This is a genomic window from Methylomonas albis, assembly GCF_014850955.1.
Classification (GTDB): Bacteria; Pseudomonadota; Gammaproteobacteria; order Methylococcales; family Methylomonadaceae; genus Methylomonas; species Methylomonas albis.
The window spans coordinates 5,153,532-5,175,985 of the sequence record NZ_JACXSS010000001.1; the positions used below are offsets into that span (position 1 = coordinate 5,153,532).

General features: G+C 46.5%; 22 protein-coding genes and 1 pseudogene. 9 read left to right on the forward strand and 14 right to left on the reverse strand.

The genetic code is table 11. The features are described 5' to 3' along the window. The first annotated feature begins 21 nt into the window (after positions 1–21). Positions 22–1,581, forward strand: a complete 1,560-nt coding sequence (locus EBA_RS23315; RefSeq protein ID WP_192376944.1) for a glycosyltransferase family 39 protein — start codon at positions 22–24, stop codon at positions 1,579–1,581. 211 nt (positions 1,582–1,792) lie between these two features. On the opposite strand, the pseudogene EBA_RS24675 reads toward EBA_RS23315, so the two are convergent. After that, a pseudogene (locus tag EBA_RS24675) lies at positions 1,793–1,945 on the reverse strand (IS3 family transposase); the annotation flags it as partial. A 223-nt stretch (positions 1,946–2,168) separates the two neighbouring features. Here EBA_RS24675 and EBA_RS24995 point away from each other — a divergent pair. Continuing rightward, positions 2,169–2,354 carry a KUP/HAK/KT family potassium transporter gene (locus tag EBA_RS24995; protein WP_192377384.1) on the forward strand — a complete coding sequence of 62 codons (186 nt, stop codon included), beginning with the start codon at positions 2,169–2,171 and terminating at the stop codon, positions 2,352–2,354. Positions 2,355–2,532: 178 nt separating this feature from the next. Next, on the forward strand, positions 2,533–2,985 hold the full coding sequence (locus EBA_RS23330) for a phosphate-starvation-inducible PsiE family protein (RefSeq protein ID WP_192376946.1): 453 nt from the start codon (positions 2,533–2,535) through the stop codon (positions 2,983–2,985). 36 nt (positions 2,986–3,021) lie between these two features. Here EBA_RS23330 and EBA_RS23335 read toward each other — a convergent pair whose 3' ends face one another. The 3 genes from EBA_RS23335 to EBA_RS23345 form a co-directional block, all read right to left on the reverse strand. Next, positions 3,022–3,279, reverse strand: coding sequence for a hypothetical protein (locus tag EBA_RS23335; RefSeq protein ID WP_192376947.1), 258 nt, complete (start codon positions 3,277–3,279; stop codon positions 3,022–3,024). Positions 3,280–3,492: 213 nt separating this feature from the next. Next, the gene (locus EBA_RS23340) at positions 3,493–4,239 is read right to left on the reverse strand and encodes a VIT1/CCC1 transporter family protein (RefSeq protein WP_192376948.1); all 747 of its coding nucleotides are present in this window, start codon (positions 4,237–4,239) and stop codon (positions 3,493–3,495) included. Between the two features lie 39 nt (positions 4,240–4,278). Beyond that, entirely contained in the window at positions 4,279–4,971 is a 693-nt protein-coding gene (locus EBA_RS23345; RefSeq protein WP_192376949.1) for a cytochrome b/b6 domain-containing protein, read from the reverse strand. A gap of 103 nt (positions 4,972–5,074) precedes the next feature. Here EBA_RS23345 and EBA_RS23350 point away from each other — a divergent pair, with 103 nt between their 5' ends. After that, positions 5,075–5,599, forward strand: a complete 525-nt coding sequence (locus tag EBA_RS23350) for a helix-turn-helix transcriptional regulator (protein ID WP_192376950.1) — start codon at positions 5,075–5,077, stop codon at positions 5,597–5,599. A gap of 368 nt (positions 5,600–5,967) precedes the next feature. Here the strand turns inward: EBA_RS23350 and EBA_RS23355 are convergent, their stop codons facing one another. Then, positions 5,968–6,138, reverse strand: coding sequence for a hypothetical protein (locus EBA_RS23355; RefSeq protein WP_192376951.1), 171 nt, complete (start codon positions 6,136–6,138; stop codon positions 5,968–5,970). 372 nt (positions 6,139–6,510) lie between these two features. Between EBA_RS23355 and EBA_RS23360 the strand changes: the two genes are divergently transcribed. Next, positions 6,511–6,846, forward strand: a complete 336-nt coding sequence (locus tag EBA_RS23360; RefSeq protein WP_192376952.1) for a hypothetical protein — start codon at positions 6,511–6,513, stop codon at positions 6,844–6,846. A 311-nt stretch (positions 6,847–7,157) separates the two neighbouring features. On the opposite strand, the gene EBA_RS23365 is transcribed toward EBA_RS23360, so the two are convergent. The 9 genes from EBA_RS23365 to EBA_RS23405 form a co-directional block, all read right to left on the reverse strand. Further along, positions 7,158–8,666 carry a methyl-accepting chemotaxis protein gene (locus EBA_RS23365; RefSeq protein ID WP_192376953.1) on the reverse strand — a complete coding sequence of 503 codons (1,509 nt, stop codon included), beginning with the start codon at positions 8,664–8,666 and terminating at the stop codon, positions 7,158–7,160. A gap of 120 nt (positions 8,667–8,786) precedes the next feature. Beyond that, on the reverse strand, positions 8,787–9,608 hold the full coding sequence (locus tag EBA_RS23370; protein WP_192376954.1) for a BglII/BstYI family type II restriction endonuclease: 822 nt from the start codon (positions 9,606–9,608) through the stop codon (positions 8,787–8,789). A gap of 515 nt (positions 9,609–10,123) precedes the next feature. Next, positions 10,124–10,786 (reverse strand): TniQ family protein, encoded by a 663-nt coding sequence (locus EBA_RS25000; protein WP_082885709.1) that lies wholly within the window; start codon positions 10,784–10,786, stop codon positions 10,124–10,126. Beyond that, the gene (locus EBA_RS23380) at positions 10,780–12,786 is read right to left on the reverse strand and encodes a TniQ family protein (RefSeq protein WP_192376955.1); all 2,007 of its coding nucleotides are present in this window, start codon (positions 12,784–12,786) and stop codon (positions 10,780–10,782) included. The genes EBA_RS25000 and EBA_RS23380 overlap by 7 nt, the downstream gene beginning before the upstream one ends. Further along, on the reverse strand, positions 12,783–13,757 hold the full coding sequence (locus tag EBA_RS23385) for a TniB family NTP-binding protein (protein ID WP_192376956.1): 975 nt from the start codon (positions 13,755–13,757) through the stop codon (positions 12,783–12,785). The genes EBA_RS23380 and EBA_RS23385 overlap by 4 nt, the downstream gene beginning before the upstream one ends. After that, positions 13,735–14,757, reverse strand: a complete 1,023-nt coding sequence (locus EBA_RS23390) for a Mu transposase C-terminal domain-containing protein (protein WP_225616413.1) — start codon at positions 14,755–14,757, stop codon at positions 13,735–13,737. The genes EBA_RS23385 and EBA_RS23390 overlap by 23 nt, the downstream gene beginning before the upstream one ends. 129 nt (positions 14,758–14,886) lie before the next feature. Next, positions 14,887–15,633 carry an IS21-like element helper ATPase IstB gene (gene istB, locus EBA_RS23395; protein WP_192376957.1) on the reverse strand — a complete coding sequence of 249 codons (747 nt, stop codon included), beginning with the start codon at positions 15,631–15,633 and terminating at the stop codon, positions 14,887–14,889. Next, entirely contained in the window at positions 15,633–17,177 is a 1,545-nt protein-coding gene (gene istA, locus EBA_RS23400) for an IS21 family transposase (RefSeq protein ID WP_192376958.1), read from the reverse strand. Before istA ends, istB begins: the two co-directional genes overlap by 1 nt. 200 nt (positions 17,178–17,377) lie before the next feature. Next, positions 17,378–17,683 (reverse strand): hypothetical protein, encoded by a 306-nt coding sequence (locus EBA_RS23405; RefSeq protein ID WP_192376959.1) that lies wholly within the window; start codon positions 17,681–17,683, stop codon positions 17,378–17,380. A gap of 124 nt (positions 17,684–17,807) precedes the next feature. Here EBA_RS23405 and EBA_RS23410 point away from each other — a divergent pair, with 124 nt between their 5' ends. Genes EBA_RS23410 through EBA_RS23425 form a run of 4 tightly spaced genes read left to right on the forward strand, consistent with a single transcriptional unit; the run spans position 17,808 to position 22,439 of the window. Next, complete coding sequence (locus tag EBA_RS23410; RefSeq protein ID WP_192376960.1) at positions 17,808–18,845, forward strand: hypothetical protein; 1,038 nt, start codon at positions 17,808–17,810, stop codon at positions 18,843–18,845. Next, positions 18,835–19,197, forward strand: coding sequence for a hypothetical protein (locus EBA_RS23415; RefSeq protein ID WP_225616414.1), 363 nt, complete (start codon positions 18,835–18,837; stop codon positions 19,195–19,197). The genes EBA_RS23410 and EBA_RS23415 overlap by 11 nt, the downstream gene beginning before the upstream one ends. 38 nt (positions 19,198–19,235) lie before the next feature. Then, positions 19,236–19,952 (forward strand): AAA family ATPase, encoded by a 717-nt coding sequence (locus tag EBA_RS23420; RefSeq protein ID WP_225616415.1) that lies wholly within the window; start codon positions 19,236–19,238, stop codon positions 19,950–19,952. Between the two features lie 6 nt (positions 19,953–19,958). Next, positions 19,959–22,439 (forward strand): S8 family peptidase, encoded by a 2,481-nt coding sequence (locus EBA_RS23425; protein WP_192376961.1) that lies wholly within the window; start codon positions 19,959–19,961, stop codon positions 22,437–22,439. Positions 22,440–22,454: the final 15 nt, after the last annotated feature.

Genomic DNA, 22,454 nt, shown 5'->3' on the forward strand with positions numbered 1-22,454 from the left:
CAAATTATTGAGGTGTAAATATTGTTAGCTGTAAAAATAGATAATTTAAATATTTTTCTGAAACGAAATGCTGATTTTGCTCTTGCCGGGAATAGGGATACTCGTCAGTTAATCGGTTTTTTATTGGTGTATTGGCTAGCTTGGACAATAACAGTTGCGATATTGTCCGAATCGATTGTTTTAGACAGCGTCGAACAGGTGATTTGGTCTCAAACGTGGCAATGGGGCTATTATAAGCATCCGCCACTACCATCAATATTGATGGCAGGCCTCAATTGGCTATTAAACGGACCATCGATAGGCTTGACGATTTTCGCTGCGCAGGGTTGTACGGTGATTGCTTTGATCTATGTCTGGCGACTGGCGAGGAAAATGCTGCCACTTCATTTAGCGATTACTGCAGTTCTACTCACTTCCTTGATTGGCTATCACAATTACAAGCCAACCTCATTTGATCACAATACCGTTTCTTTGCCTTTTTCCGCCGCGGTTTTGTACTACTTTTACCGCGCTATTCATGAACCACAACGTATCCTTAATTGGCTGACATTGGGTTTGGTCGCCGGATTGGCGATGCTAACCAAATACAGCGCCTTACTGGTTATTGCCGGTCCGTTTGTCTATTTGATCTGGCAAAATATCTGGTCGAATCCATTCATCATTCGTGGATTATTCATAAGCGCATCGATATTTACCCTAGTACTTTTTCCTCATGTGCTTTGGTTGTCGCATCATAACTGGCTACCCTTCAGTTATTTTTATGGCGAATTAAACCTGTTAAACAGTCGGTTTGATATTCTTGGTCGATTTTTTATTGGGCAAATGCTACCGTTTTTACCGTTTTTTATAGGTTTTTTTTGGATTAGAAAACTTAGTGTAAAACAAAGTATGCCAACTGAAGTTTTGTATATAAATCATCGGGATTCGGATTGGCGTTTCTTGATGGCCACGCTTATTACACCAAACCTACTTGCGCTCTTACCGACACTATTAAACGGCAGCTTTTTGAGCAGAGACTGGGTCAGTGCCTTTTTCTTGCCGTCGGGTATTTTAATTGTTAAATGTTTTTTTGATAAATATAATCACCAACGGATATTGGCTAATACCCGTCATATAGTCTGGTCATGTCAAATCACGATTTTATTGCTCTTTGCCATTGGAAAGATAATTTACCCGAAAGTAGCCGGACTCGATGTCCGGACCAATTTTCCCGGTAAATTATTGGCGGAACGCGTCTCAGAAATCTGGCAACAACATCAAGGACAGCCCTTAAACATAGTCATTGCGGATACTTGGTTAGCCGGTAATTTATTGCTGCACACCCGCCCTGAGCCCACTGCGTTACTGAATAATGACTTGAGTATATCAACCTGGCTAACTCAGCAGGATCTGAAAAACTGCGGCGCCATGGTGCTGACGACCATAGAAACAAGAGATTCTTCAAATTATTCAGAAGTGTTTAACCATGCCATGGCAGCCGGTTCGTTTTCTCTGCTATGGGGTAATTTGCCGCACGACTATGCATGGGCTATTTTGTCACCCGAATCGGACGCTAAAAATTGTCGATTGAATCACGGCTGAAACGTGCCAGATCGCAAAGCATAAATATAGTTTGTTTTGCTGGCAGTCTGTTCGCGTCTTGAAAATACCGCTCTTCGAAAAAAACGCCTTCAATGTGTCAACTATTAAAAGCTGTGATCATTGGCTGTCAAAAGTGGAATAACGGAGATATCCGACTGTGCTGCTGGTTTCATAAAGCTCTCACATAGCTACGCGTTTCAAAGACAGATAGCTAAGAGGCATGTTTAAATTCAAAGGCTTCAGGGGATAGATATCCCAATTTTGAATGAAGCTGTTTCCGATTGTAATACACTTCGATGTATTCGAAGACATGGTGTTTGGCATCGTTCCGTGTTTGCAGTCGCTCGCCATGAATGGCCTCGACGTTACATTGGCCCACGTGCCTTGGCAGATAATACTCCACCCAAACTGCAACTGGTTCGGAACACCAGACGCTAACTAGAAAGTATGTTTTGTGTATATCGTCAATACAAGCAGCGTAACCAAATGCACTATGGTTTGACAGGCGGAAATTTGACAGTCGATTATTAAGGCTATGAAGCGGCTGATCATTGAGATCGGCCGCTTTTGTCGATCTGCTTCAACACATGGGTTCTGTTGTGCTGGCTATCACCAACGCAGAAACTCTCTACGCGGACATTGGGTATTTTGTATTGAAGCCTATTCGTCTTGCGTGGTTTATTCCAATTAAATCCGCCAACGACCCCGACCGGCCATCCCCGGTCCCTCATCTGAGCTCGGAAGCGACCACTGCACTGCTCGAATCCAGGTAGCTACCACTCGCACAACTACAGCCCTCATCAGATCTTCAGCCGGAGGTCGCATTGGCTTTGCCGTTATGTGTAGTTCGAAACTATGTTTAGCTTGTTATTTACGTTAAACCCTACAAAATAGCACTTCACCCGCTTTTCTCTCGAAACATTAATCTTATCTATTACCCACTTCCGTATTATGAAACCAGAACTATTGATCAAATTTCTCAAAGGCTTTAATGACTTTCTGCATGTCTTGATGGCTATTGCATTAGCTATAGCCAGTTTGATGGTTGTTTGGGAGTCTATCCAGGAATTCATTGTCGAAAATCAAGTTCATCACTTGGGATTAGGCTTTGCTTTCTTGCATGCCTTGGCTACGCTGTTCCTGGTTTGGACCTTCTCTAGTCTGATTGCAGCGGAAATCAGTTATGTGCAAACTGGCTCCATCCATCTGAGAGTTTTCGTCGATGTGGCCATGATTACCTTGATGCGACAAATCATAATTGCGCCGGTCAAATCGGCGGGTAGCAATTTACCAAGCGACGAAGTGTTTGATCCTTGGCAATATGGCTTGTTACTTCTGGCTTTATTGATTACCGGCATCGTGCATAAGTTGGTGGGGGATACTGAAATTGAGAAAGCAAAGTAATTGGTGTCAAACCGATGTAAAGTTGCATATATCCTGTCAATTTTCATCGCTACCGGTTTTTTTAAATTTTTCTTGATAGCTAAGCCAATAAAAACCATAGACCAAGGTAATCAAAAAACACACCACAATGCCCGAGGACAATTCCTCATTGAGTGTTAGCAACCAACTTTGCGAGTCAGTATCAAAGGTCAATCTTGTCGGCTCTGGATGCACACTTAATTTAGACTTAGGCCAAGCATATATTAACCCTGCTAGCAGCATCGCTATCTGATAAACACCAGTTCTAAATTCCATATTTTTTAACACCTATAAATTAATAAAAATTGCGGCATTTTTGCCGTAGTTAACCTGCATAGCACCACGACGGATTAAAAAGATATGCCGAGGTGTCTAGCAATCGAATTTTGCAAATAACGTATGTCGACCTCTTGAATATTTTCGCTACGCCAGAATTTTTAAACTGAAAGGCAACGGGATAACCCATAATGATTCACTAGGGAAGCAAAGTCACCCGCTCACGACTCCGAACAATAAACCAACACCCGCAGTAATACCCATCGATAACATGCCCCAAAATGTCACACGAGCAACAGCGGTATAAACAGCCGAGCCACCCACTAATGCGGAGAAACCGCCTAGCGACATTAGGGATACCAGCGAAACCGTACCGACTGTCACAATCACCGGCATGGTATCCGACGCCGTTACGTCAATAATGAGCTGATTGACGTGTGCCAAAGGCAAATAAGGGAAAATCATGACCATGACAAGGGGTAACAGAGCCCCTAATGAAAACGTCAGTGCGGAGATTAACGCTGCCTGCAACGGACGCGCTGTTGTTATTTCGGTTAACCCTAACTCATCCCGAGCATGTGCCGCCAAGGCGTCGTGATGCATCAGTTGTTCGGCTACCTGTTGAGCCAGTAAAGGTTCTAAACCTCTGTCGATATATATCGCTTTCAGTTCATTCACCTCATGAGGGTGATTGTCTGCCAACTCTTGCGCTTCCCGTTTCAGGTCTGCTTGCTCGGTATCGACTTGGGAACTAACAGAGACGTATTCCCCCGCTGCCATAGACATGGCACCGGCCACTAAGCCTGCCGTCCCACTGACCAATATGGCGTGAAAATCGGTATGCGCAGCCGCGACACCAATCACCAGGCTTGATGTTGAGACGATGCCATCGTTAGCGCCTAAGACCGCTGCGCGTAACCAGCCGATTCGATGGGCGCGATGTAATTCAGAATGTCTCAAACGACCTCCTTTTGACTGTTAGCCATGTGAACAGGGTGGCTATTGGTAAGTATCATCAATGTCTTTTTTGCCAGTGAGCATCGCTTTAACCAATTTCTCTTTGTCGACGTAACTGGAAACGATAACGCCCAAAATGTGCAAGAACACTAATAACAGCGTCAGGTTGGCGAAAAACTCATGTAATTCCTCCCAAAACTCTTCACTTTGCTTATCCACCTTGTAAGTGGCATCCACAGCTGTGGATTTGTCATCGTCATCGTCGTCCTTGATGCCTTCTGCGTTGGCAGCGGAAATCAGTGAGGCTGATTGTGTTTGGGCTTGCAATTGCTCGGCGGATAGAGCGAACGGACCTTTGTTGTCCTCAACCGCATATAACTTCATGCCGGTCAAAGCTGTACCTGTCAAGCTAAGTAACAATGCAATCACCATGATCCCTCCAGCCGGATTGTGGCCGATATAATGCTGGGGTTGACGGGTGATTAGATTTTTCAAATAGTCAGCTATCCTAGCTGGCGAATAGACGAAATGACTGAAGCGGACATACTTGCCGCCGAAAAAGCCCCACACTATGCGCATGACCAAATAACCCGCCACGACATAGCCTGCCCAGACATGGATAGGCATGAGATCATCTTCGGTCAAATACGCCGTAAAAAATGCAATTACCAAAGCCCAGTGTCCAATACGAATCAAAGGTCCCCAAACTTTTACAGATTCTTTTTTGCCTATCATGGTATGTCTCCTGATCAAACGCCTGATACAAATTAAGTTCGAGGTAATAGTGGGTTAAACTGCATTTTTTTACATCCGTCATCCGACGGATAGGTGATTATTTATGGCATTAATCGACGATAACAAACGTTTTAGCCAATGGGCTATTGCCATCAGTTTGTTTGTTTTCGTGCTAATTGCACTGGATCTATTCGGTGACTATCGAGACGGGGTATCTTGGACCCATGTACTCACAGAAGTGATCATTCTGATACTTTCATTAGCAGGTATTGTCTACTTTGGTCGGCTTTACCATCAATTTTCAAAATCCAAGATTGATGTGTTAACGCATGATTTGGCTTTAGCTCATCAACAAGCTCAGCAATGGCGCGATGCCAATCGTGAACTTATTGCGGGTTTGGCTGTGCAAATCCGAAAACAGTTTGGTCTGTGGCAGCTAACCCCTGCCGAATCTGAAGTCGGGCTTTTGATGTTAAAAGGACTCAGCCATAGCGAAATTGCCAATGTGCGCAATGCAAGCGAGCGCACCATACGCGATCAAGCCCGTGCGATTTACCGAAAAGCAGGTGTGACAGGGCGCACTGAGCTATCCGCTTTCTTTTTGGAAGATTTGCTACTACCTCGCTAGATCTTTGACCATGCTAATGTCTAAGCAGTGGCTAGCGTTCAAAACTAAGCCGAGTTACCTGTTAAGAACACGTAATCGTTAGAAGGGAAACGGTCTATGTGGTTAATCGGCATGAAAAATCTTCCAATTTTTGAGCAAAAAGAGCGTCCAACTTTTTCCAGCCGGTTGTGAGAGTTACAGAATTTCAATCATTTACACTGAGTTTTCCATCGCGCTGACTTCTGGAAAAATTCCGCGCCGGTTAGCAGGCTTGACTGCTTTTCTGCTCCTTGACCGTCGATACAATTCACGATCCTATAATGACGTTTTAAGTAGGATAAAAAGAAGCCGCTGATTAGCGGCTTCTTCCAACGATGCGTTGAACGTTTTTACGCTCTGACATCAATGTTCTTTCCTACACTGCCATCATTATCACCATCCGCATCTTTTGCGACAGGCTGCACGGGTGTTGCAGCAGGCTGTGGCGGAGGTGCAGACATTTTAGCTTGATAAGTTTGGGCAACATAAGGTGAAGAACCGACTCCCGAAACGGATGACATGATTGCTCTCCAAAGTGTGGTAAATAACTGCCAGCCATGTTTCGGCGGACACCGTGACTATCGGCATAGTCTGTTGAAGCTTGAACGCTAAATCTCAATAATGTGAACTAAAGTACATGAGACGATATGCCACATCGAAAGAATTAGAATAATCTTATATAGTATAGCCATTGCAACGAGATGTTCAGTGCAATAACTTCCTCCCTTCAAATCCGGTCTTGTGCCGGATTTTTTTTGCGTGGTGTTTCAAAGTCCAAACTGTTAAGACCGGTTTAAGTCAGCGCCTCTAAATTGTTAGCAAGCCCAAAGGAAGCGAAATGGTTAGGCTTCATTGAGCAGTATTTGACTAACTTATTGATTGAGGATGGTGTCATGAACAAAGTCTTAATTGCTTTGACGTTGATGGTGGCGTGTAGTTCAGCAATGGCTGATCGTTATGGCCATGCTTATTATCCAGGCGTCCGCTATGGAATGGTCTATGACCCGGTAGATGCGATGGCCAATAATCAGATTGCTGCGATCAATGCACAAGAACAAGCGGATGTACGCCATGAGTTGGACGAAGGCGACTTCCGGGAAGCACAACGAATTATGCAACGCGATGAAGCCATCAAATATCAGATTCGCCAAAACGAAGCGATGTATGACCAAGCGCGAGATTGGAACCGCTATAGGTACGGCTACGGTTATTACGATGACGATGACTAAATTTAATAGCGACCGCCTGACTTGCAATAGGCAATAAAACTGTTGCATTTAATGTCGAGAAACGCGACAAAAGCGTTTGGCTGGTTTGGCGTGTTAACCGGCGTAAAAAATTTTCCAATTTTTAATCAAAATGGGAATCCAACTTTTTCCAGCCTGTTATAAGGGTTACAGAATTTCAATCATTTACTGAGTTTTCCATCGCGCCGATTTCTGGAAAAATTCCGCGCCGGTTAACACCATTGGCTGCCAGGCTGGGTAACGGACTGTAGTTTTAAAATCGTTAAATCCTATCTGTAGGATAGATATTCTGCTCAGCTGAAAAACGCCACGGATCGTTGTAACTGGTCAGCTTGCCTATTCATGTCCTCAGCCGTGCTGGCTAATTGTTCTGAGAGCGACGCGTTTTGCTGAGTAGCCCTATCTAGCTGCGTCATGGCTTGGTTAATTTGTTTGATTCCTATGCCTTGTTCTGTGGAAGACGCACTAATTTTGGCAATCAAGTCAGCCGTTTTTTGAATATTGGGAACGGTTTGCGTCAACAAATGTCCGGCTTGTTCCGCGATTTCCAAGCTGCTTTGCGTGAGTTCGCTTATATCGATAGCTGCCGCATGACTATTGTCGGCCAGTTTGCGTACTTCCGCAGCGACTATGGCAAAGCCTTTTCCGTGCTGGCCTGATCGGGCGGCCTCTATACTGGCATTGAGCGATAACAAGTTGGTTTTGTAAGAAATATCTTCAATCAAACTGATTTTGCTGTTGATATCTTTCATCGCTCTAGCTGTGCGCTTGACGGCTTCACTACTTTTATTGGCATCGATTGCGGCTGTATTGGCAACAATGTTAGTGTTTTCGGCATTTTCTGCATTTTGTTGTACCGATGCGTTGAGTTGCTCAACAGAGGATGACGTTTTTTCGATGCCTGATGCTTGTTCAATGGCTGCTTGGCTGAGTGTTTGAGCGCTGACACTAATTTGTTTAGCGATGCCGGCGACACTATTGGCATTAGCGCGAACGTCATTGACCACTTCGCAAAGTTTTAGACGCATCTCATTTAGTTCATGCAAAAGGCTGGCTTGATCGTTATCTTTCAACTGAATTTCAAAATTTAAATCACCATGAGCAATCCTGGTCACTGCTTCTACCGCGTAAGCAGGTTCGCCGCCGAGTTGTTGCGTCAACATTCTAACTATCCAGTAGGCTGAAACAATGCCAACACCAAATGTGATTAGCAAGGCAATTATGCCGAACTGGGCACCGCGCTCGGCTTCCGTGTGAGCATTAGAAATCGCTTGCTGTACCAGCACATTGATTTCACTCTCAACGTCATTCAGCAAATTGGTAGCAGCACGATCAATTCCAGTAACGGCTTGATCACCGATGTAGGGGTCGGCACCTGCTTCGATGTAAGCAGCCAACCCCTGCCGATAGTCTTGAGTCAGCTTTTGATGGGCTGCGATAAATTCATTCAACTTGGTCTTGGCTTTGCCAACGGGAAGGCTCTCTGCCAAATTCTCTGAGTCTTGGCGGACGGCTGCTTCTTTCTCTTGAAAACTTTGCCAGTATTTATCTCGCTTTTGGTTGTCCTTGCCGCGTAATAGAACATTTTTCCATTCTTGTACCTGAATTTTAAATTCACTTTGAATGTGCAACACCGTGAGCGCCTTGTCCTGCATCTTATTGACATCCTGTCGATAGCTATTTAAGGCTTTATAGAGGCCGAAGAAACTGAACGCACCGATGATAACGATAACAATTGCACTACAGGCATAAGCCATGAGCAATTTACTGCGTAAACTAGAGCTTTTGTTCTGTTGTGCCATGACTATCACTCCTTGGAGCTACGTACCCATTGCATTTTGATCATCGATTGGATCGGATTCTACCCCTGAAAAGGGTGGGACATCCCCGGCATTCAAGTAGCCGGCGACTGCCCCTCATATTTATTCCCAATCTTCAATCAATTTTGGCGTTATGCCGAATACCAAAACAGGATAACCTTCATGTAGTCCGGCATTGAGCCGATTTAATAGCTGGTTCATCCAGGTTGTACTGGCGCCGTATTTTGCTTTTACGGTTTTTCCGATTTCTTCACCCGCTTTATTGAGCTGAGGCACCTTGTTCAAAACGAGATTCAAGTTATCGCTACGTGTCACGATGACCACCGAGCTAATCAGTCCAAATTCGTGGAACGCCCGAAAGGCATGCAAATCCCGGTCGAACTTTTCTTTGGTTGAGTTCCATTCAAAATAGATGGCAACACGACCTTTTATGAAGTCGATTTTATGCCTGTCAGTAAAGGCCTCGATCAGCTGAGTTTTAGTGTCAGGGCGTTTCACTTTTTGGACTTTTCCATCAGACAAAACCTGTTCATCGTACTCATGAAGCCTCACTATAAGGTCTCCTTGAATCCGTGATTCGACCCATCCACTAGGGCGTAAAGTACGCGAAAATTTCTGGGGTATAACGGATTTGTTTCCACCTGGTGTTCCTAAGTCTCGCGTCGTAATACGGAAAGCCAGCAAGGCCGCTTCAATTTCTTTGAGTTCCTCCGGAAAGGAATTAGCCAAAATAGCCGCTGCGTGTCGGTAGCTATACACGTCATACAGCGCACGTACTTCGCCGCTAATATATCGGTCAACATCTGCCGGATTGTCGGCATTGGGACTGGAATAGAGTAATATATCGTCCGAATCGTTCGCTTCGAATTCTTGTTCTTCAACTTGGTTTTCGTTATCCAATTCTGGATCTTGTCCGTTTTCCATATAGAGTATTGTTAGCCATTGCTTTGCCTCCTAGTGAGGCTGGTTTTGGTTAGGCAAGCTTTCCGGGTGCCTCCGGTAAGCTTGCCGCCTTTTTCTCATGTTAGAGATCGTTACTAGTTTCCAACCGTCAGTTTTAGCCAGACTATCAACCTTCGATCTATTTTTGTTGTGTACACAGACCCTAGTTATCGCCCCAATCACATCTAAAAAACTGATTGCATAATTGAAAGCGCGAGCTATTCCCTCTTGTCAGGTTTTTGTGCCCAACCAGCAGACGGACCTGTTAATTGGGGTATAAAAGATGTAAATAACCGGGGATTTCGATCAAAAAGGCCGGAATTTGGCTGGGTAAATAGCCTCTCAACTTAAAACCTACATCGACCCGCGACCTATTCCCCCTAATTTTCCAAACCCTTCACACATTGGTTTCAGTGTCATGGGCAAATTGCCCATGTAGACTGATACACGCCTATTTCCGGTCATTGTTGGTCTTGGCAGAGTACTGAATAAGTGCTTTACCGACTTGCTAGCCGAGCCATCAGCCCCTGAATATATTGGTCTACAGCAGATGGATTTACTTCCCGTCTCAATTTAAACTGGAAACTAAACGGCAATTCTTCAAAACTCGCAAATGCCGATGTATTGGAGATATAAATCCCATTTCGCGTTGCGTATCCCATTTCCATGGATTTAATCGGTGTTTCGCAATGGCATCGCCAATCAGATTTAATCGTACGCCATGAGAAGCGCCTAAAACACTTTGGACAACTACTGATTAAGTTTCGGCGATGGAGCGGACATACGTCGCCCATCATATGCTCAAATACATCATAGTGGAAACCCGACTCACTCAGACACATCGTACAAAATCGGACTGGAATATGACCACGCCTGATCCTAAATTTCCGATCCTGATGTCGACCTGCACGAGCCTCCAGGCGAGATCGAATCCACCAAATATTATCCAGTGCCAAGCTACGGCCGAACACCGATTGGCTCACCTTTAGCGACTCATCGAATTCTCGTTCCAGTCCCAGTGATAATCTACATACCCACTTACAGACGTCTGCAGGTATGCTATGCCCGTTAGCCGCATAAAAGCGGTAAACATAACCTAATAGGCTTTCTCCGTGCTTCATCTGTGGGCGAATCGGATAGTCGTCAAAAGGAATCAACATCCTTCCCCCTTCCGAGATTTTGGCGGGATATTGAAGAGGACCTTCTCAAATGCTTCGTTATCCAGACGATGAAACTCAGATGTCGAATTAACAGCGTTTGGCTTTCCAACGCTCGCCAGCCCCATGTTTCCAACTTTATTTTCAAGCACAGGATATGTGGGTAATTGTTCAACATACCGGGAAAGTGCGCTTGTCCCCAACACATCGGCGCGCCGATAAAGCTTTTGCCTAAGCTTGTCAGCAACGTTGTGGTCGACCGGGAATATTTCCGACGACGCCAACATGTCGACCAGTCTTGCCGAACTGAGGCCAGACGCTTCAGACAGCTTGGATAACATGACGTACTCCTGCCTGAACTGGCTAATATGGTCTGGACATATCCGCTTGGCATTTCGTGAGTCGAGCTGGTGGTTCAGATAGCCTCGATTGACCAACTGATAGGCAAACTCTTCGTTAATCCCCAGGACTTTCGCGGCGTTTGTTACCGTCAACGCCGCCGCCTGAGGCCGCAGCTGGTTTAACCATCGGCAAATCTCCGCTTTATCCAGCCATAGATTGCGGAATTGCCGAGGTTGGTCATCGGGTTTCCTGACAATGAGTTGTCCCGACACAATGGCTTTAAACAGTTTCAAGAACGGCATCTCGATGCTGCCCCGAATTCGATTTTGCAGGGTAGCTGCCAAGAGAACACAATCGTCAGTGAGCGGCGCCGCACCCTGATTGATTATGTCGATAAGGGTTGCCAACTCCAGCCTGGAATATTGCCAGGTTGAACAATAGCCCTCGCGGGGTGGGATTTCGAATTTAAAGCATCCACTGTTTTGCAACTGGGCAAACTGTGATTTCGTGGCCCCCAGAATCTCAGCTGCATCGTGTGCCGAAATCAAGCTTTTCAAATGCGGCAGAATCTTTTCCAAATCCGGTCGATAGATCGAGCATTGGGTGTAATTTGCCTGGGTCGTTTGATGATGAGCGGCAACGTGTTTGTCAGTAATCGCTCGACTCAACACCGAAGCGGCTAGATGATATTGCTTGCAGGCCCTGTTAAACGAAACCCAAGGCTGAACTCTCTTGGCATCTTTACTGAACAGGGTGTGTTTTTGGGTAATGTCCCGTATCAAGTTCAATGTGACATATTCTTCGACCACGGCTTTTAGCGGCTCAAACAAAGACTCGGGAAATTCTTTGAAAAACTGCCGGTAAAAATATACCAGACGTTTCTGTTGGATGCCGATATGGCTGGCACGGTTAAAATGAATGGCTTGCAAATAGCGCCAAAATCCCTCGTCGTCGGAAAACAGGGCGTCAGCACATTGCGTGGCAGTTGCCTGAAACGCGCTAACATGCTGAAACTGCGGCCTGCCGGGTTTGGCTAACTCATCACCGATCGCCAACCACTTCATCAGAAATGCGATCAATTCACTGCGCTGACGCAGCGTTAGCAGCTGCTTGGCATCGAACCAGTGATTGCCGGCCTCCAGAGCGCCCTTCTCCAAAACTTGCTGCATTTGAACCACCGATGACGGCGCAATAATGGCTTGCGCACCCGACAATTTCGCCAAACAGCCACAGTCCTTATCTGGCGCTTTGATAAAGCTTTGTTCCTGATAGCAAAGTGGGCAGACATCGTGCAACCAAACTCGGTGGTGAATACAGGCGGATGCCAATTTAAGCTGCCAGCCAATTCGCCAATAGTGACCCTCCTGAAGACAAAGCGGGCAATAACGCAGTCGTGTGGCATTCAGATGAATAGTGGGTAGGGTGCAGATCTGATCAAGGCCATGATCACCGTTTTGAAAACCTGTCCAGTCCGCCTTTAGGAAGGTTTGATATAACTTTGCATAATCGACGGTTTCAACCCCTTTACCTGCCAACAACCACCGGTAAGACGGATAGGTATTCTTGTCGGCCAAGCGCATGAGATAGCCGATCGGATTTTCATCAGGGTAGCCACTGGTGCGAATCGGTGGACAAACCAACCTTAACGGCATGCCAGTCATAGGAGTTCCCTCTTTTTCGCTTTTGACAAACCCATTGCCGGCGCTTTGTAGAACACCATGCCGTATTGATCCAATCGTTGACCGAAAAAATCAGCATTAAAGGGATTCAACTTGCCTACGCCTTCATGCCAAACATCCTCGCTGAATGCGCCTTCAAGGCATTCACGGTCGATGCCCGGCAAATCGAATTTAAGTGCATAATTGTAAGCACCCAACATCAGCTTGACCATGTAGCCCATGATGCCATTGGTCGCGAAATGCAATTGCCGGGCAATCCCGTCCTGATACAAGTCCATCGGAATCGGCAGACCCAGCGTGGTGTCGATCTTTTTAATGACCCCCAGAAAGTGGCTGCGACTAGTAGGGCATTCGAGATCGAAAGGTTTCAGATCGATTCGACGACAAAATCGTCGACGCAATTGTTCATTGACGTTCAGAATTATCTGCGTATTCTCAAGCCCCATCAGTACTGTCGAGACCTGAGCCTTATTGATTAACGTTTTAAGCCAATCCGCAACGTCTGCCGGTAACTTTTTGTGGCCATGTTCCACAAAATGATGCATCTCATCGAAAATAATCAGATTTATTTTACATTCCTTAATCAAATGTAAAATCCGATTAGTTTTTTCCGTTGCCGAACCTCGATTGAAAAGCGGGTCGCCAAGTTGCGTTAAAATTTCTTCAGCGAGATTTTTAATCGTCGGCGTTGCGGGAATTTCCACAGCAAGTACCGGTGTTATTTTTCGATCTGGGGTTTCGCATTGCGGAAACGCCAGAACTAACAGATCCCTTAACGTTGATTTACCAGTGCCGGAAGGACCGACAAGAAGATAATTCTTTGCTAGTCCAGTTTGCTGATTAAAAATACAGGCGTCGCTAAGTAATTGATACGCATCATCAAATATCGGATATTTTATGATAAGTTTAGTGACACTGACCCACATGCTATTAAAATTGCTTTGATCGATCATGATCATCCTCCTTAATCGCTACCTCGAAATCAGGAATGACATCGGTGCGATAGTCTTGATCGTTTGGCTTACCCATTTTTTCGGGTAGTGTGTTAGATGAGAACGGTGTTTGTTGCAGAGCCTTGGTATCGTAGCGGGCGGCTTTTTTACGCTGGCTGAGTTTCTTGCTGGTGTTAGCCATCGCGATGAGCTGACGGAGCTTTTCTTTGCCCCGCTCGTAAATTGAGACATCCATACGTTCGGCATTAGTTAAATTGGCATGGCGACGAATTAACAAATGCTGGGCCAATGTTAGGTTGTTGGCATATTCCGGATAGGTACAAGGCACGGTGAAATAATCACCTTGCTGTTCATCGAACACCCAAATGGCGCCCAGGTCTTCCGGGTTGATGCGGATGGTGACCGATCCAACACCGCGCTTGCGCAACACCGCCAGTTCCGCCGAGTTATACATCAAACCTTTAAATTGCACGCCTTCGTGGTTGAGCTTACGGGATTTTTGAACCGCCAAAATCAAATCCAACTTTTCCTTACTTTCCGGCAGTATGGGCTCGATGATTTTCAGACCGTCTTGCCAAGCCAGCGCCGGGCTAATACCCAGGCTTCTGTGGGTGGCTTGGCTATAAACATCAATGATCCAGACATGGAGCAGCTTTTTAAACTCGGCCAGAGTCATGTTCGCTGAATTTTCGGAGTCATAATCGCCGCGCTGAGTAATATTGGAGAACGTGGTTCCGGCAATTTTGTGGCTCAGTTGCCGATTAAACGTCCCTAAGAATCGCTCAATAGCGCCTTTATAGTGCGGCTGTTTTTTGGGGCAGTAGATGATTTCGATATTCAACTCAGCACACATGCGTTTCAGCTGCTCCGAATGGAATTCCAGACCGTTATCACAAACCAATGTGACCATGATGCCGTAAGCTGGCCATTGGCATTCAACGTCTGGATACTGCTGGGTCACATAGTTTTTGGGCAGAATGGCATGCCGTAGCGCACGCATGACAGCCAGCTCTGATGGTGGTGCATAATTGCACCCACTTGCACACTCAAGTGCACGACATTTGCACACCTAAGTGCATCACTTGCACACTCTCGGTCTGACAAGTTGCACAAGTGATGGATTAGCCCTCTAGGATGTGTTTTTACCTTTCAGCTTCCGCATCGATTCGCCCTTGAGTTCTATCGGATGAGCCCGATGGACGATCCGGTCCAAAATCGCGTCCGCGACCGTGGCGTCTTCGAATAATTCGTACCATTTATTGGTCGGATATTGACTGGTGAGGATTAAGGAGCCGACCATCGATTGCTGATCCAGGATTTCTAAAAGTATCGGCCCCAATTGAGCGGGTACGCCGCCAATGCCGACATCGTCGATGATTAACAACGATGCGCTGATTAATTGACGTCGCAGTTTGGTCAAACTGCCATCCGCCATCCCCACGGTTAAATTCTCAAATAAGCGGGTTGCGGTCATATAGAGCGTACTTAAGCCACGCCGGCAAGCTTGTTGACCAAAGGCACAGGCGATCCAACTTTTGCCGGTGCCGGTCGTACCGGTCAGAATCAGGTTTTGCTTTTGCCGCATCCATTCACCGGTCGCCAACGTTTGTATTTGCAAAGGGTCCAGGCTACGTTGATTCCGGTAATCGATGTCTTCGAGTACCGCCTGGGAATAACGGAGTTTGGCGTTTTTCAATAGTCGTTCGATTTTGCGGGCGTCTTTACTCAACAACTCCTGCTCAATCAACAAACCCAGACGTTGCTCAAAAGGCATGGCGGAAAATTTCGGCTCGGACTGCTGTTTTTCCAAGGCCGCAGCCATGCCGTGCAGACCGAGCTGAGCGAGTGTATGGGGTATGGTTCCAGCGATGATCATTATGATGCCCCTGGTGTGGTGGTGAAATAATCGGCGCCACGCAAGTTTTCGTGTTCAATCACCATTACAGTTGGCGCCGTAGACTGGCGACTATCGGCATTGGTACGAATAATACCCCTTAGCCGGTCAAAACCCAGGCAATTTAGCCGTAATGCATGGGTACAAGCTGATTCAATTCGCCCCTGCCAGTTGTCTTTCTGGGCGTCTCGGCGTAGCAATTGCGCGGCTTTTAGACGACTGGCAAAGTGGCGTTTGTCTTCAAGACTGCGTTGTAAAAACGTCACGGTGGACGGGCCGACCGATTGCGCCCAGGTCTGCAATCCTTCCAGCGTCCCTTCGCGAAACAATCGGTGGTTGGGAGGCATATGCTCATCCAAGGTGGTTCGACCGGGACCGAATTTTCGTGTGTGCGATGCAATTAATCGGCGTTGGTAGTAGACATGGAGAAACTCGTCGTTGGCCCGAATATCAACCTGGTGATGAGCATAGGTATACAACACCGAATAGTAATGTTGCTCGTATTCAACGTGATAACTTTCGTCCACTCTGACCTGATAACGCCATTGGCTGTAAGGATAGGGATCGCTGCGAAGCCCTTTTAACACCGGTGCATCTAATTCGAAAAAGCGTTGGAATCGACTATTTGGATAAGTACGAGTGGTACGCTCATTGAGTTTTTCCATCCAGTAGCTGATGGCAGTATTCAACTCGTCCAAACTGAAAAATACTTGATCGCGTAACCGAGCCAGCACCCAGCGCTGTACGATTTGTACACCGATCTCACCCAAGGACTTATCCTTCGGTTTGCGGGGTCTGGCCGGCATCACGATGAAATCGTAGTGCTCGGCAAATTCTTGATAGGCTGAATTCAACAACAAGCCCTGTTTATTGTTTTGTAGCACTGCGGATTTTAAATTGTCCGGTACGATGTAACGCGGTACACCACCGAGATGAGCCAACATGAGCGCGTGAGCCTTCAGCCAGTCGGCAATTTTCTGGGAGGCGACGGCAATGGCAAACAAATACCCGGAAGCACCCAGTGCCCCGACAAATACCTGGGCGAACCAGACTTCGCCAGTTTCAGCGTTACGAATCGGCATGGTGCGCCCGCAAAAGTCGACGAAAATGTATTCGCCCGGAAAATAGATTTGACGCAGACTGATCTTACAACTGCGTTTCCAGGCTCGGTAACGGCGGCAATATTGCTCGTAAGAAAATCCCTCCGGATTGCGCTGGCGATATTCCTCCCAAAGCAATTGCAAGGTCATATCCCGTTTGTACATTTCTGAATGTGCCTGAATCCAGTCTGGAACAGGTTTTCGAGAATCGCCCGACTTTTTATCGCCGAACAACGCTTGGTAAAGCTTGCCGTCATCCAGGGCGTGGAGGTCAGCCCATGTCAATTGTTTTCCGAGCAACACCACTCGGACCGCTCTGACGGTGTTGGGTGAAATGCGGCAGGAGATGCCAATGGAGCGCATCGAAAGGTCTGGGTCTGCCAAGAGTCGAATTACTTGGCGCAAAGTGGTTATGGATATTTTCATTGTCATTCCTTCGCAACGGGCGTGCGAAATCCTTCGCCCGTTGCGATGTATTAAAAAATGGGTATGGGAACAGACGGCCGACTTGACGCCGGTCTGGATTAGATCGACAATGAAATCGTCATGAGTGTCTGAATTTCTTGACGGTTTCTTGAAAAGCCCGGGGTTGCCGCCCTGGGCTTTTGTCGTTCTGAGTCTGTGAATTATTTGGGCTTGTCAGCTAGTTCATTCGTTGGCTCCTGGTCTTTATTAGTTTGTGGGATAGATAAACGTTGTTCGGCTAGCCAACGTGCAACATCCTGCGTCAACGCAAAACGGCCACGCCGGCCTTCAATTTCGAATTCCACTACCGGTATCCGCTGCCGCAAACGGGCTTGGCGATAAGCCGCCGGATTGGTAAATCCCAACAATTTCCAGAGGTCGCGACTCGCCAATAGTGGGCCGTACAGGCGAGTCAATGTCTCCTGCAATTCCAGTATTAAAGGCTCGATAGAGTCGGGTTGTGTCATGTTGCGCTCGGTAGTGATTCTGATGCCGGATAGCCTAACCGAAGTCGTTTATTGAAAAAACTGGAGAGTTTAAGCAAACTTTTACTGTAAATTAGCAGTTAACATTTTTATAAATCAATTGGTTATGAGTTTTCGCGTCAAAGGAAAAAAGCGGCAGCACCTGCAGCAATTTTGGGATGATCCCAGCAATCGTCGTCTCATCAATATCTTACGAGTCCGTTATTGGTATGCTGGCGTCAAGCAAAAAACCGGTCTGAGTACCGCCTACCAACTGGAATGCTACTTTGAACCACTCACAAAAGCATCGATTGATAAAAGAACGCCATTTCGAAACAAATGGAGTAGGTATCAATCCGACAAGCACAAGCCCGGTACTGCTTTGGCTGATCTGGTTGAAGCCAAAGTTCCAGGTTCCGCCAGAGAGCTAAATCACCCTCTTTGGGAAGTCTTGCGCTTGGGTGAGCGGGCTTTGCCAAAAATTGATAGCTGGATGGAAAAGTTGGAGCCACGCGTTCTGACGGTGGTATATCACCCGCCAAAAGATCAGATGAATTTCCTGAAAATACGACAGCCCTATACGCATAGATTGGGTAGTAAGCTAGTCAAGTTGGGAAATCTCGATGCGTTGAGTGCATTGCTGCTGTACTGGCTAGAGTCCAAGCGACTTGGAGAAAATAAGGATACCCAGTGTCAAGCTAGCAGTATCTACCAACTGTTATTGATGATGGGAATGGATTTTCGCCGCCGCAACATTGCAGAAGAGTTATTTGTACTTTTTCTGGTTCGCGTCTTTACGGCAACCGATTGGGGCGATCGGCAATTTGGTATCAATCCTGCCCATTACAAACGGGCCGCTGAACTGCTATATGGCTTGCTTTATGAAATACGGGATATAAATCCGTTTTCCTCTTGGGCCGTCCAATGTAAAACAATGTATCAGCTATTGTCTGGAAAAAAAGGATCCGACGTGGCATACGGGCTTAATTTGGTATTGATGCCCAACTGGCAGTTTGGACCACCAACAGAACAGCAATGGAAGTCGTGGACATATGATTTTCGGCTCGCTCATTGGGGATGGATTCATCTGAATAGGGGAACCCACGGGCGATTGCCTGATGATGAGCTATGGGAGTCTCTAAACAAGGTAACTGATGCGCATTGAAATTGGATTTCCTGTAAATTTCAGGCAGCAGTCAGAAACGCTGCAATCCCGTATTGCTGGTCTAGCAATATCGATTACACTACATCATAATTCTCATAAAACTTTACTGGTCTTGACTCCCGTGGCTATTGCTAATCAAATCAAAGCATTACTTAAGTCGCATGTCGATGGCGACGAAGCTATGTTTTTATCAATTGCTATGCAGATGGCTGCTCAGGAAGCTAAAAAGGGACACGGCAATCTGGCTAAAGAAATACGCGATTTGATTGATTCCGCTAAAAGCAACCCCAACCTAAATGAGTCAAAGCCGACGCTATTAGTAAAGCCCAGGGGGAACTCAGTCAGTTGTTGAATGTTTCCTATCCTCAAATTCGGCTTGCGGATATGGTGTTGTCTGAAAACATTCAGGCAAAACTAGATCGATTAATCAAGGAACACAAACATGTACAAAAACTACGTGCTCATGGCCTAGCGCCGCGTAAAAAGCTGTTATTGATTGGGCCGCCTGGAACAGGCAAAACTATGACTGCATCGGTCTTGGCTGGTGAGTTAGGTCTACCACTTTTCATAGTCAGACTCGAAAGCCTGATGACCAAATACATGGGCGAAACAGCGGGGAAACTACGCTTGATCTTCGATGCCATCGAACAAACCCGTGGCGTGTATCTATTTGATGAATTCGACAGCATTGGTTCGCAGCGGGGTAACAGCAACGACGTGGGTGAGATTCGCAGAGTCTTAAACAGCTTTTTGCAAATGATCGAGCAGGATACATCAGACAGTCTGTTAATAGCAGCCACTAATCATCATGAATTACTCGATCATGCACTGTTTAGACGGTTCGATGATTTAATCGAATACGACCTACCAAGCAAAGATGAAATCATAACGGCTTTAAAGTCTAAGCTTGCCGTATTCAAAACATCCAGAGTTTTATGGAGTAAAGCCGCCGAAGCTGCATTGAGTTTGAGCTACGGTGACATCACTAGAGCCTGTGAAGATGCAATCAAGGATGCGATTATTCATAACAAAGACATAGTCAGTCAGACTGATCTCATGAATGCTATTAAAGAGCGACGGCTAGTCAGACAAAAAACAGTAAATTAATAGCCAATGACCGAAAACAGCAAGGAACGCTTACCCCATTTACTGATAAAAGATTCGGTAACCACCGAAAGTTACTCCCGTCCCACTCAAGCAATGGGCGGCGCTGGCTTAAGAACACCATCAAGAGATCGTCAGGCCCACTCTCAACAACTGATTGAGCAAATTCAGCATATCCAGTCTCAAGAATCCGGCATCATCGAACAACAAAAAGCTTTCGGATTGGATGTCGGTAATGGTCTTTATCTGGCCTTTGAAAGCGAACCGGATTTCGAGCTCAAGTTTGCCAGCCTGGAATTTCATCGAAGCGGGATTGAGCTTTGTAACGTAAAACTTGTTGATGGCAAAACCATCGCCACCGTTTTCGTACCGGAAGGTAAGCTTGCCCATTTTCTAACCAAAATCGCCCAATACCAGTCTGAAAACACAAATAAAAACCAACCCAAAAATAGAGAGTTGGTTGAAAGCATTAGTGCGATCAAGCTTGCCGCAATCGATGCGCTTTGGACAGATGAGCCCGAATTGATCCCGGATGCAGGGCAAGCGATTTGGTGGGAAGTTTGGCTAAGACATTCGGAAAGATACGATTGTGAAGCTTTTATTCGCGAGCATGCGCCGCAGCTCAATCTCAGGGTAAGTGCCGAGTCGATTCGCTTTCTCGACAGAACCATTATTCTGGTTTTCGGTACACGCGAACAAATTAGCCATTCAATCCATTTGTTAGGTGCAATTGCCGAGCTCAGAAAAGCCAAGGATACCGCCGATTTCTTCACCGGTATGAGTCGACAAGACCAACGTGCCTGGATCGAACAAACCTTAGAAAATTTGACGCCACCACCTGATACAGCACCGACGGTTTGTATTTTGGATACCGGTATCAATCATGAGCATCCGCTATTGAGGCCAGTCGCAGAAACGACCGACATGCATGCCTATATCCCCGGTTGGGGTACCGATGATCGAAACGGCCATGGCACCAATATGGCGGGCGTATCGATCTATGGCGACTTAACCGAGGCATTGGCTAACCCATTGCCGATACAACTCACCCATCGTTTGGAATCGGTCAAAATTACGCCCAATCCAGATTTTCATAATGACAAAGAACTATACGGCGCTATTACTCGCGACAGTATAGGCAGAGTGGAAATCTCAGCAGATCGGCAACGCGTGTTTTGCATGGCGGTGTCCACCACCGACGACAGAGACCGTGGTCGCCCATCTTCATGGTCGGCAACCATTGACGCCATTACATCGGGTTATGAAGACGATCAACAGCGCTTGGTCATTCTTTCGGCGGGCAACACTGATCCACAGTACAGACACCTATATCCCAACAATAACCTGACCGATGAAGTCCACGATCCAGGTCAGTCCTGGAATGCACTCACGGTCGGTGGTTATACCGAAAAGGTTTGGCTGGATACTGCGGCAAATCCTGGCTGGGAACCATTAGCACCGCCAGGTGGATTAGCGCCTGCCAGTTGCACATCCATGGAATGGCAAAAGACCTGGCCGATCAAGCCGGATATTGTCATGGAAGCCGGTAATATGGCCACTAATCCAGCATATATCCAAGCCGACTACATCGACGATGCCTTGCAATTGCTCAGCACCGGCCATCAATTTGTGCTGGGTAAACAACTGGTATCGTTTGGCGATACCAGTGCTGCGGCAGCCTTGGCAGCAAATCTGGCAGCAAGAGTACAAGCCTTATACCCAGACTATTGGCCGGAAACCATCAGGGCACTATTGATTCATTCTGCCCTATGGACGCCAGCCATGAAAGCGGTGTTCGAACCTTTCACGACTAAGGACAAATACCGGCAACTCTTGCGTTATTGCGGATATGGCGTACCCGATGAAGACACCTTATTTTGGAGTGCTCGTAACGAACTGACCCTTGTTGCTCAAGACGTGATTCATCCGTACACCAAGGAAGGCAGTAACGTTAAAACCCGTGACATCAATTTACACACCTTGCCTTGGCCAACGGATGTTCTGCGCAACTTACCGCCGAATACCCAAGTTGAAATGAAGGTGACATTGTCGTATTTCATTGAACCTAACCCAGGGGAACGCGGCTGGGTCAATAAATACCGCTATGCATCACACGGACTGCGTTTCGATGTGCGTCGTCCATTAGAAACACTTACAGATTTCAAACAACGCATCAATCAAAAAGCCAGAGACGAAGAACATGCCTACAACGGCGCTACACCCGATAGCGGCCAATGGCTGTTAGGTGAAAAATTGCGCAGCCTGGGCTCTGTTCACTCCGATACCTGGACAGGCCAAGCTGCTGAACTTGCCGCGCGAGGTTATATTGCCGTTTATCCAGTCCTGGGTTGGTGGAAAGAGCGAGCAAATTTAGAAAGATGGGGAAAATCGACCCGATATGCCTTAATCGTTAGCATTAAAACACCAAGTGTGGAAACCGATATTTACACGGCGATTGAAAACCAAATCGTTATCCAACTGACCGTTTAAAATCAAATCAAGTTA

Coding starts and splice junctions, on each gene's coding strand:
- EBA_RS23380 (WP_192376955.1), bottom strand. CDS start 12,786: ATGACTGGCATGCCGTTAAGGTTGGTTTGTCCACCGATTCGCACCAGT.
- EBA_RS23330 (WP_192376946.1), top strand. CDS start 2,533: ATGAAACCAGAACTATTGATCAAATTTCTCAAAGGCTTTAATGACTTT.
- EBA_RS23425 (WP_192376961.1), top strand. CDS start 19,959: ATGACCGAAAACAGCAAGGAACGCTTACCCCATTTACTGATAAAAGAT.
- EBA_RS23385 (WP_192376956.1), bottom strand. CDS start 13,757: ATGATCGATCAAAGCAATTTTAATAGCATGTGGGTCAGTGTCACTAAA.
- EBA_RS23335 (WP_192376947.1), bottom strand. CDS start 3,279: ATGGAATTTAGAACTGGTGTTTATCAGATAGCGATGCTGCTAGCAGGG.
- EBA_RS23410 (WP_192376960.1), top strand. CDS start 17,808: ATGAGTTTTCGCGTCAAAGGAAAAAAGCGGCAGCACCTGCAGCAATTT.
- EBA_RS24995 (WP_192377384.1), top strand. CDS start 2,169: ATGGGTTCTGTTGTGCTGGCTATCACCAACGCAGAAACTCTCTACGCG.
- EBA_RS23370 (WP_192376954.1), bottom strand. CDS start 9,608: ATGGAAAACGGACAAGATCCAGAATTGGATAACGAAAACCAAGTTGAA.
- EBA_RS23350 (WP_192376950.1), top strand. CDS start 5,075: ATGGCATTAATCGACGATAACAAACGTTTTAGCCAATGGGCTATTGCC.
- EBA_RS23365 (WP_192376953.1), bottom strand. CDS start 8,666: ATGGCACAACAGAACAAAAGCTCTAGTTTACGCAGTAAATTGCTCATG.
- EBA_RS23360 (WP_192376952.1), top strand. CDS start 6,511: ATGAACAAAGTCTTAATTGCTTTGACGTTGATGGTGGCGTGTAGTTCA.
- EBA_RS25000 (WP_082885709.1), bottom strand. CDS start 10,786: ATGTTGATTCCTTTTGACGACTATCCGATTCGCCCACAGATGAAGCAC.
- istB (WP_192376957.1), bottom strand. CDS start 15,633: ATGATCATCGCTGGAACCATACCCCATACACTCGCTCAGCTCGGTCTG.
- EBA_RS23390 (WP_225616413.1), bottom strand. CDS start 14,757: ATGCGTGCGCTACGGCATGCCATTCTGCCCAAAAACTATGTGACCCAG.
- EBA_RS23405 (WP_192376959.1), bottom strand. CDS start 17,683: ATGACACAACCCGACTCTATCGAGCCTTTAATACTGGAATTGCAGGAG.
- EBA_RS23415 (WP_225616414.1), top strand. CDS start 18,835: ATGCGCATTGAAATTGGATTTCCTGTAAATTTCAGGCAGCAGTCAGAA.
- EBA_RS23345 (WP_192376949.1), bottom strand. CDS start 4,971: ATGATAGGCAAAAAAGAATCTGTAAAAGTTTGGGGACCTTTGATTCGT.
- EBA_RS23355 (WP_192376951.1), bottom strand. CDS start 6,138: ATGTCATCCGTTTCGGGAGTCGGTTCTTCACCTTATGTTGCCCAAACT.
- istA (WP_192376958.1), bottom strand. CDS start 17,177: ATGAAAATATCCATAACCACTTTGCGCCAAGTAATTCGACTCTTGGCA.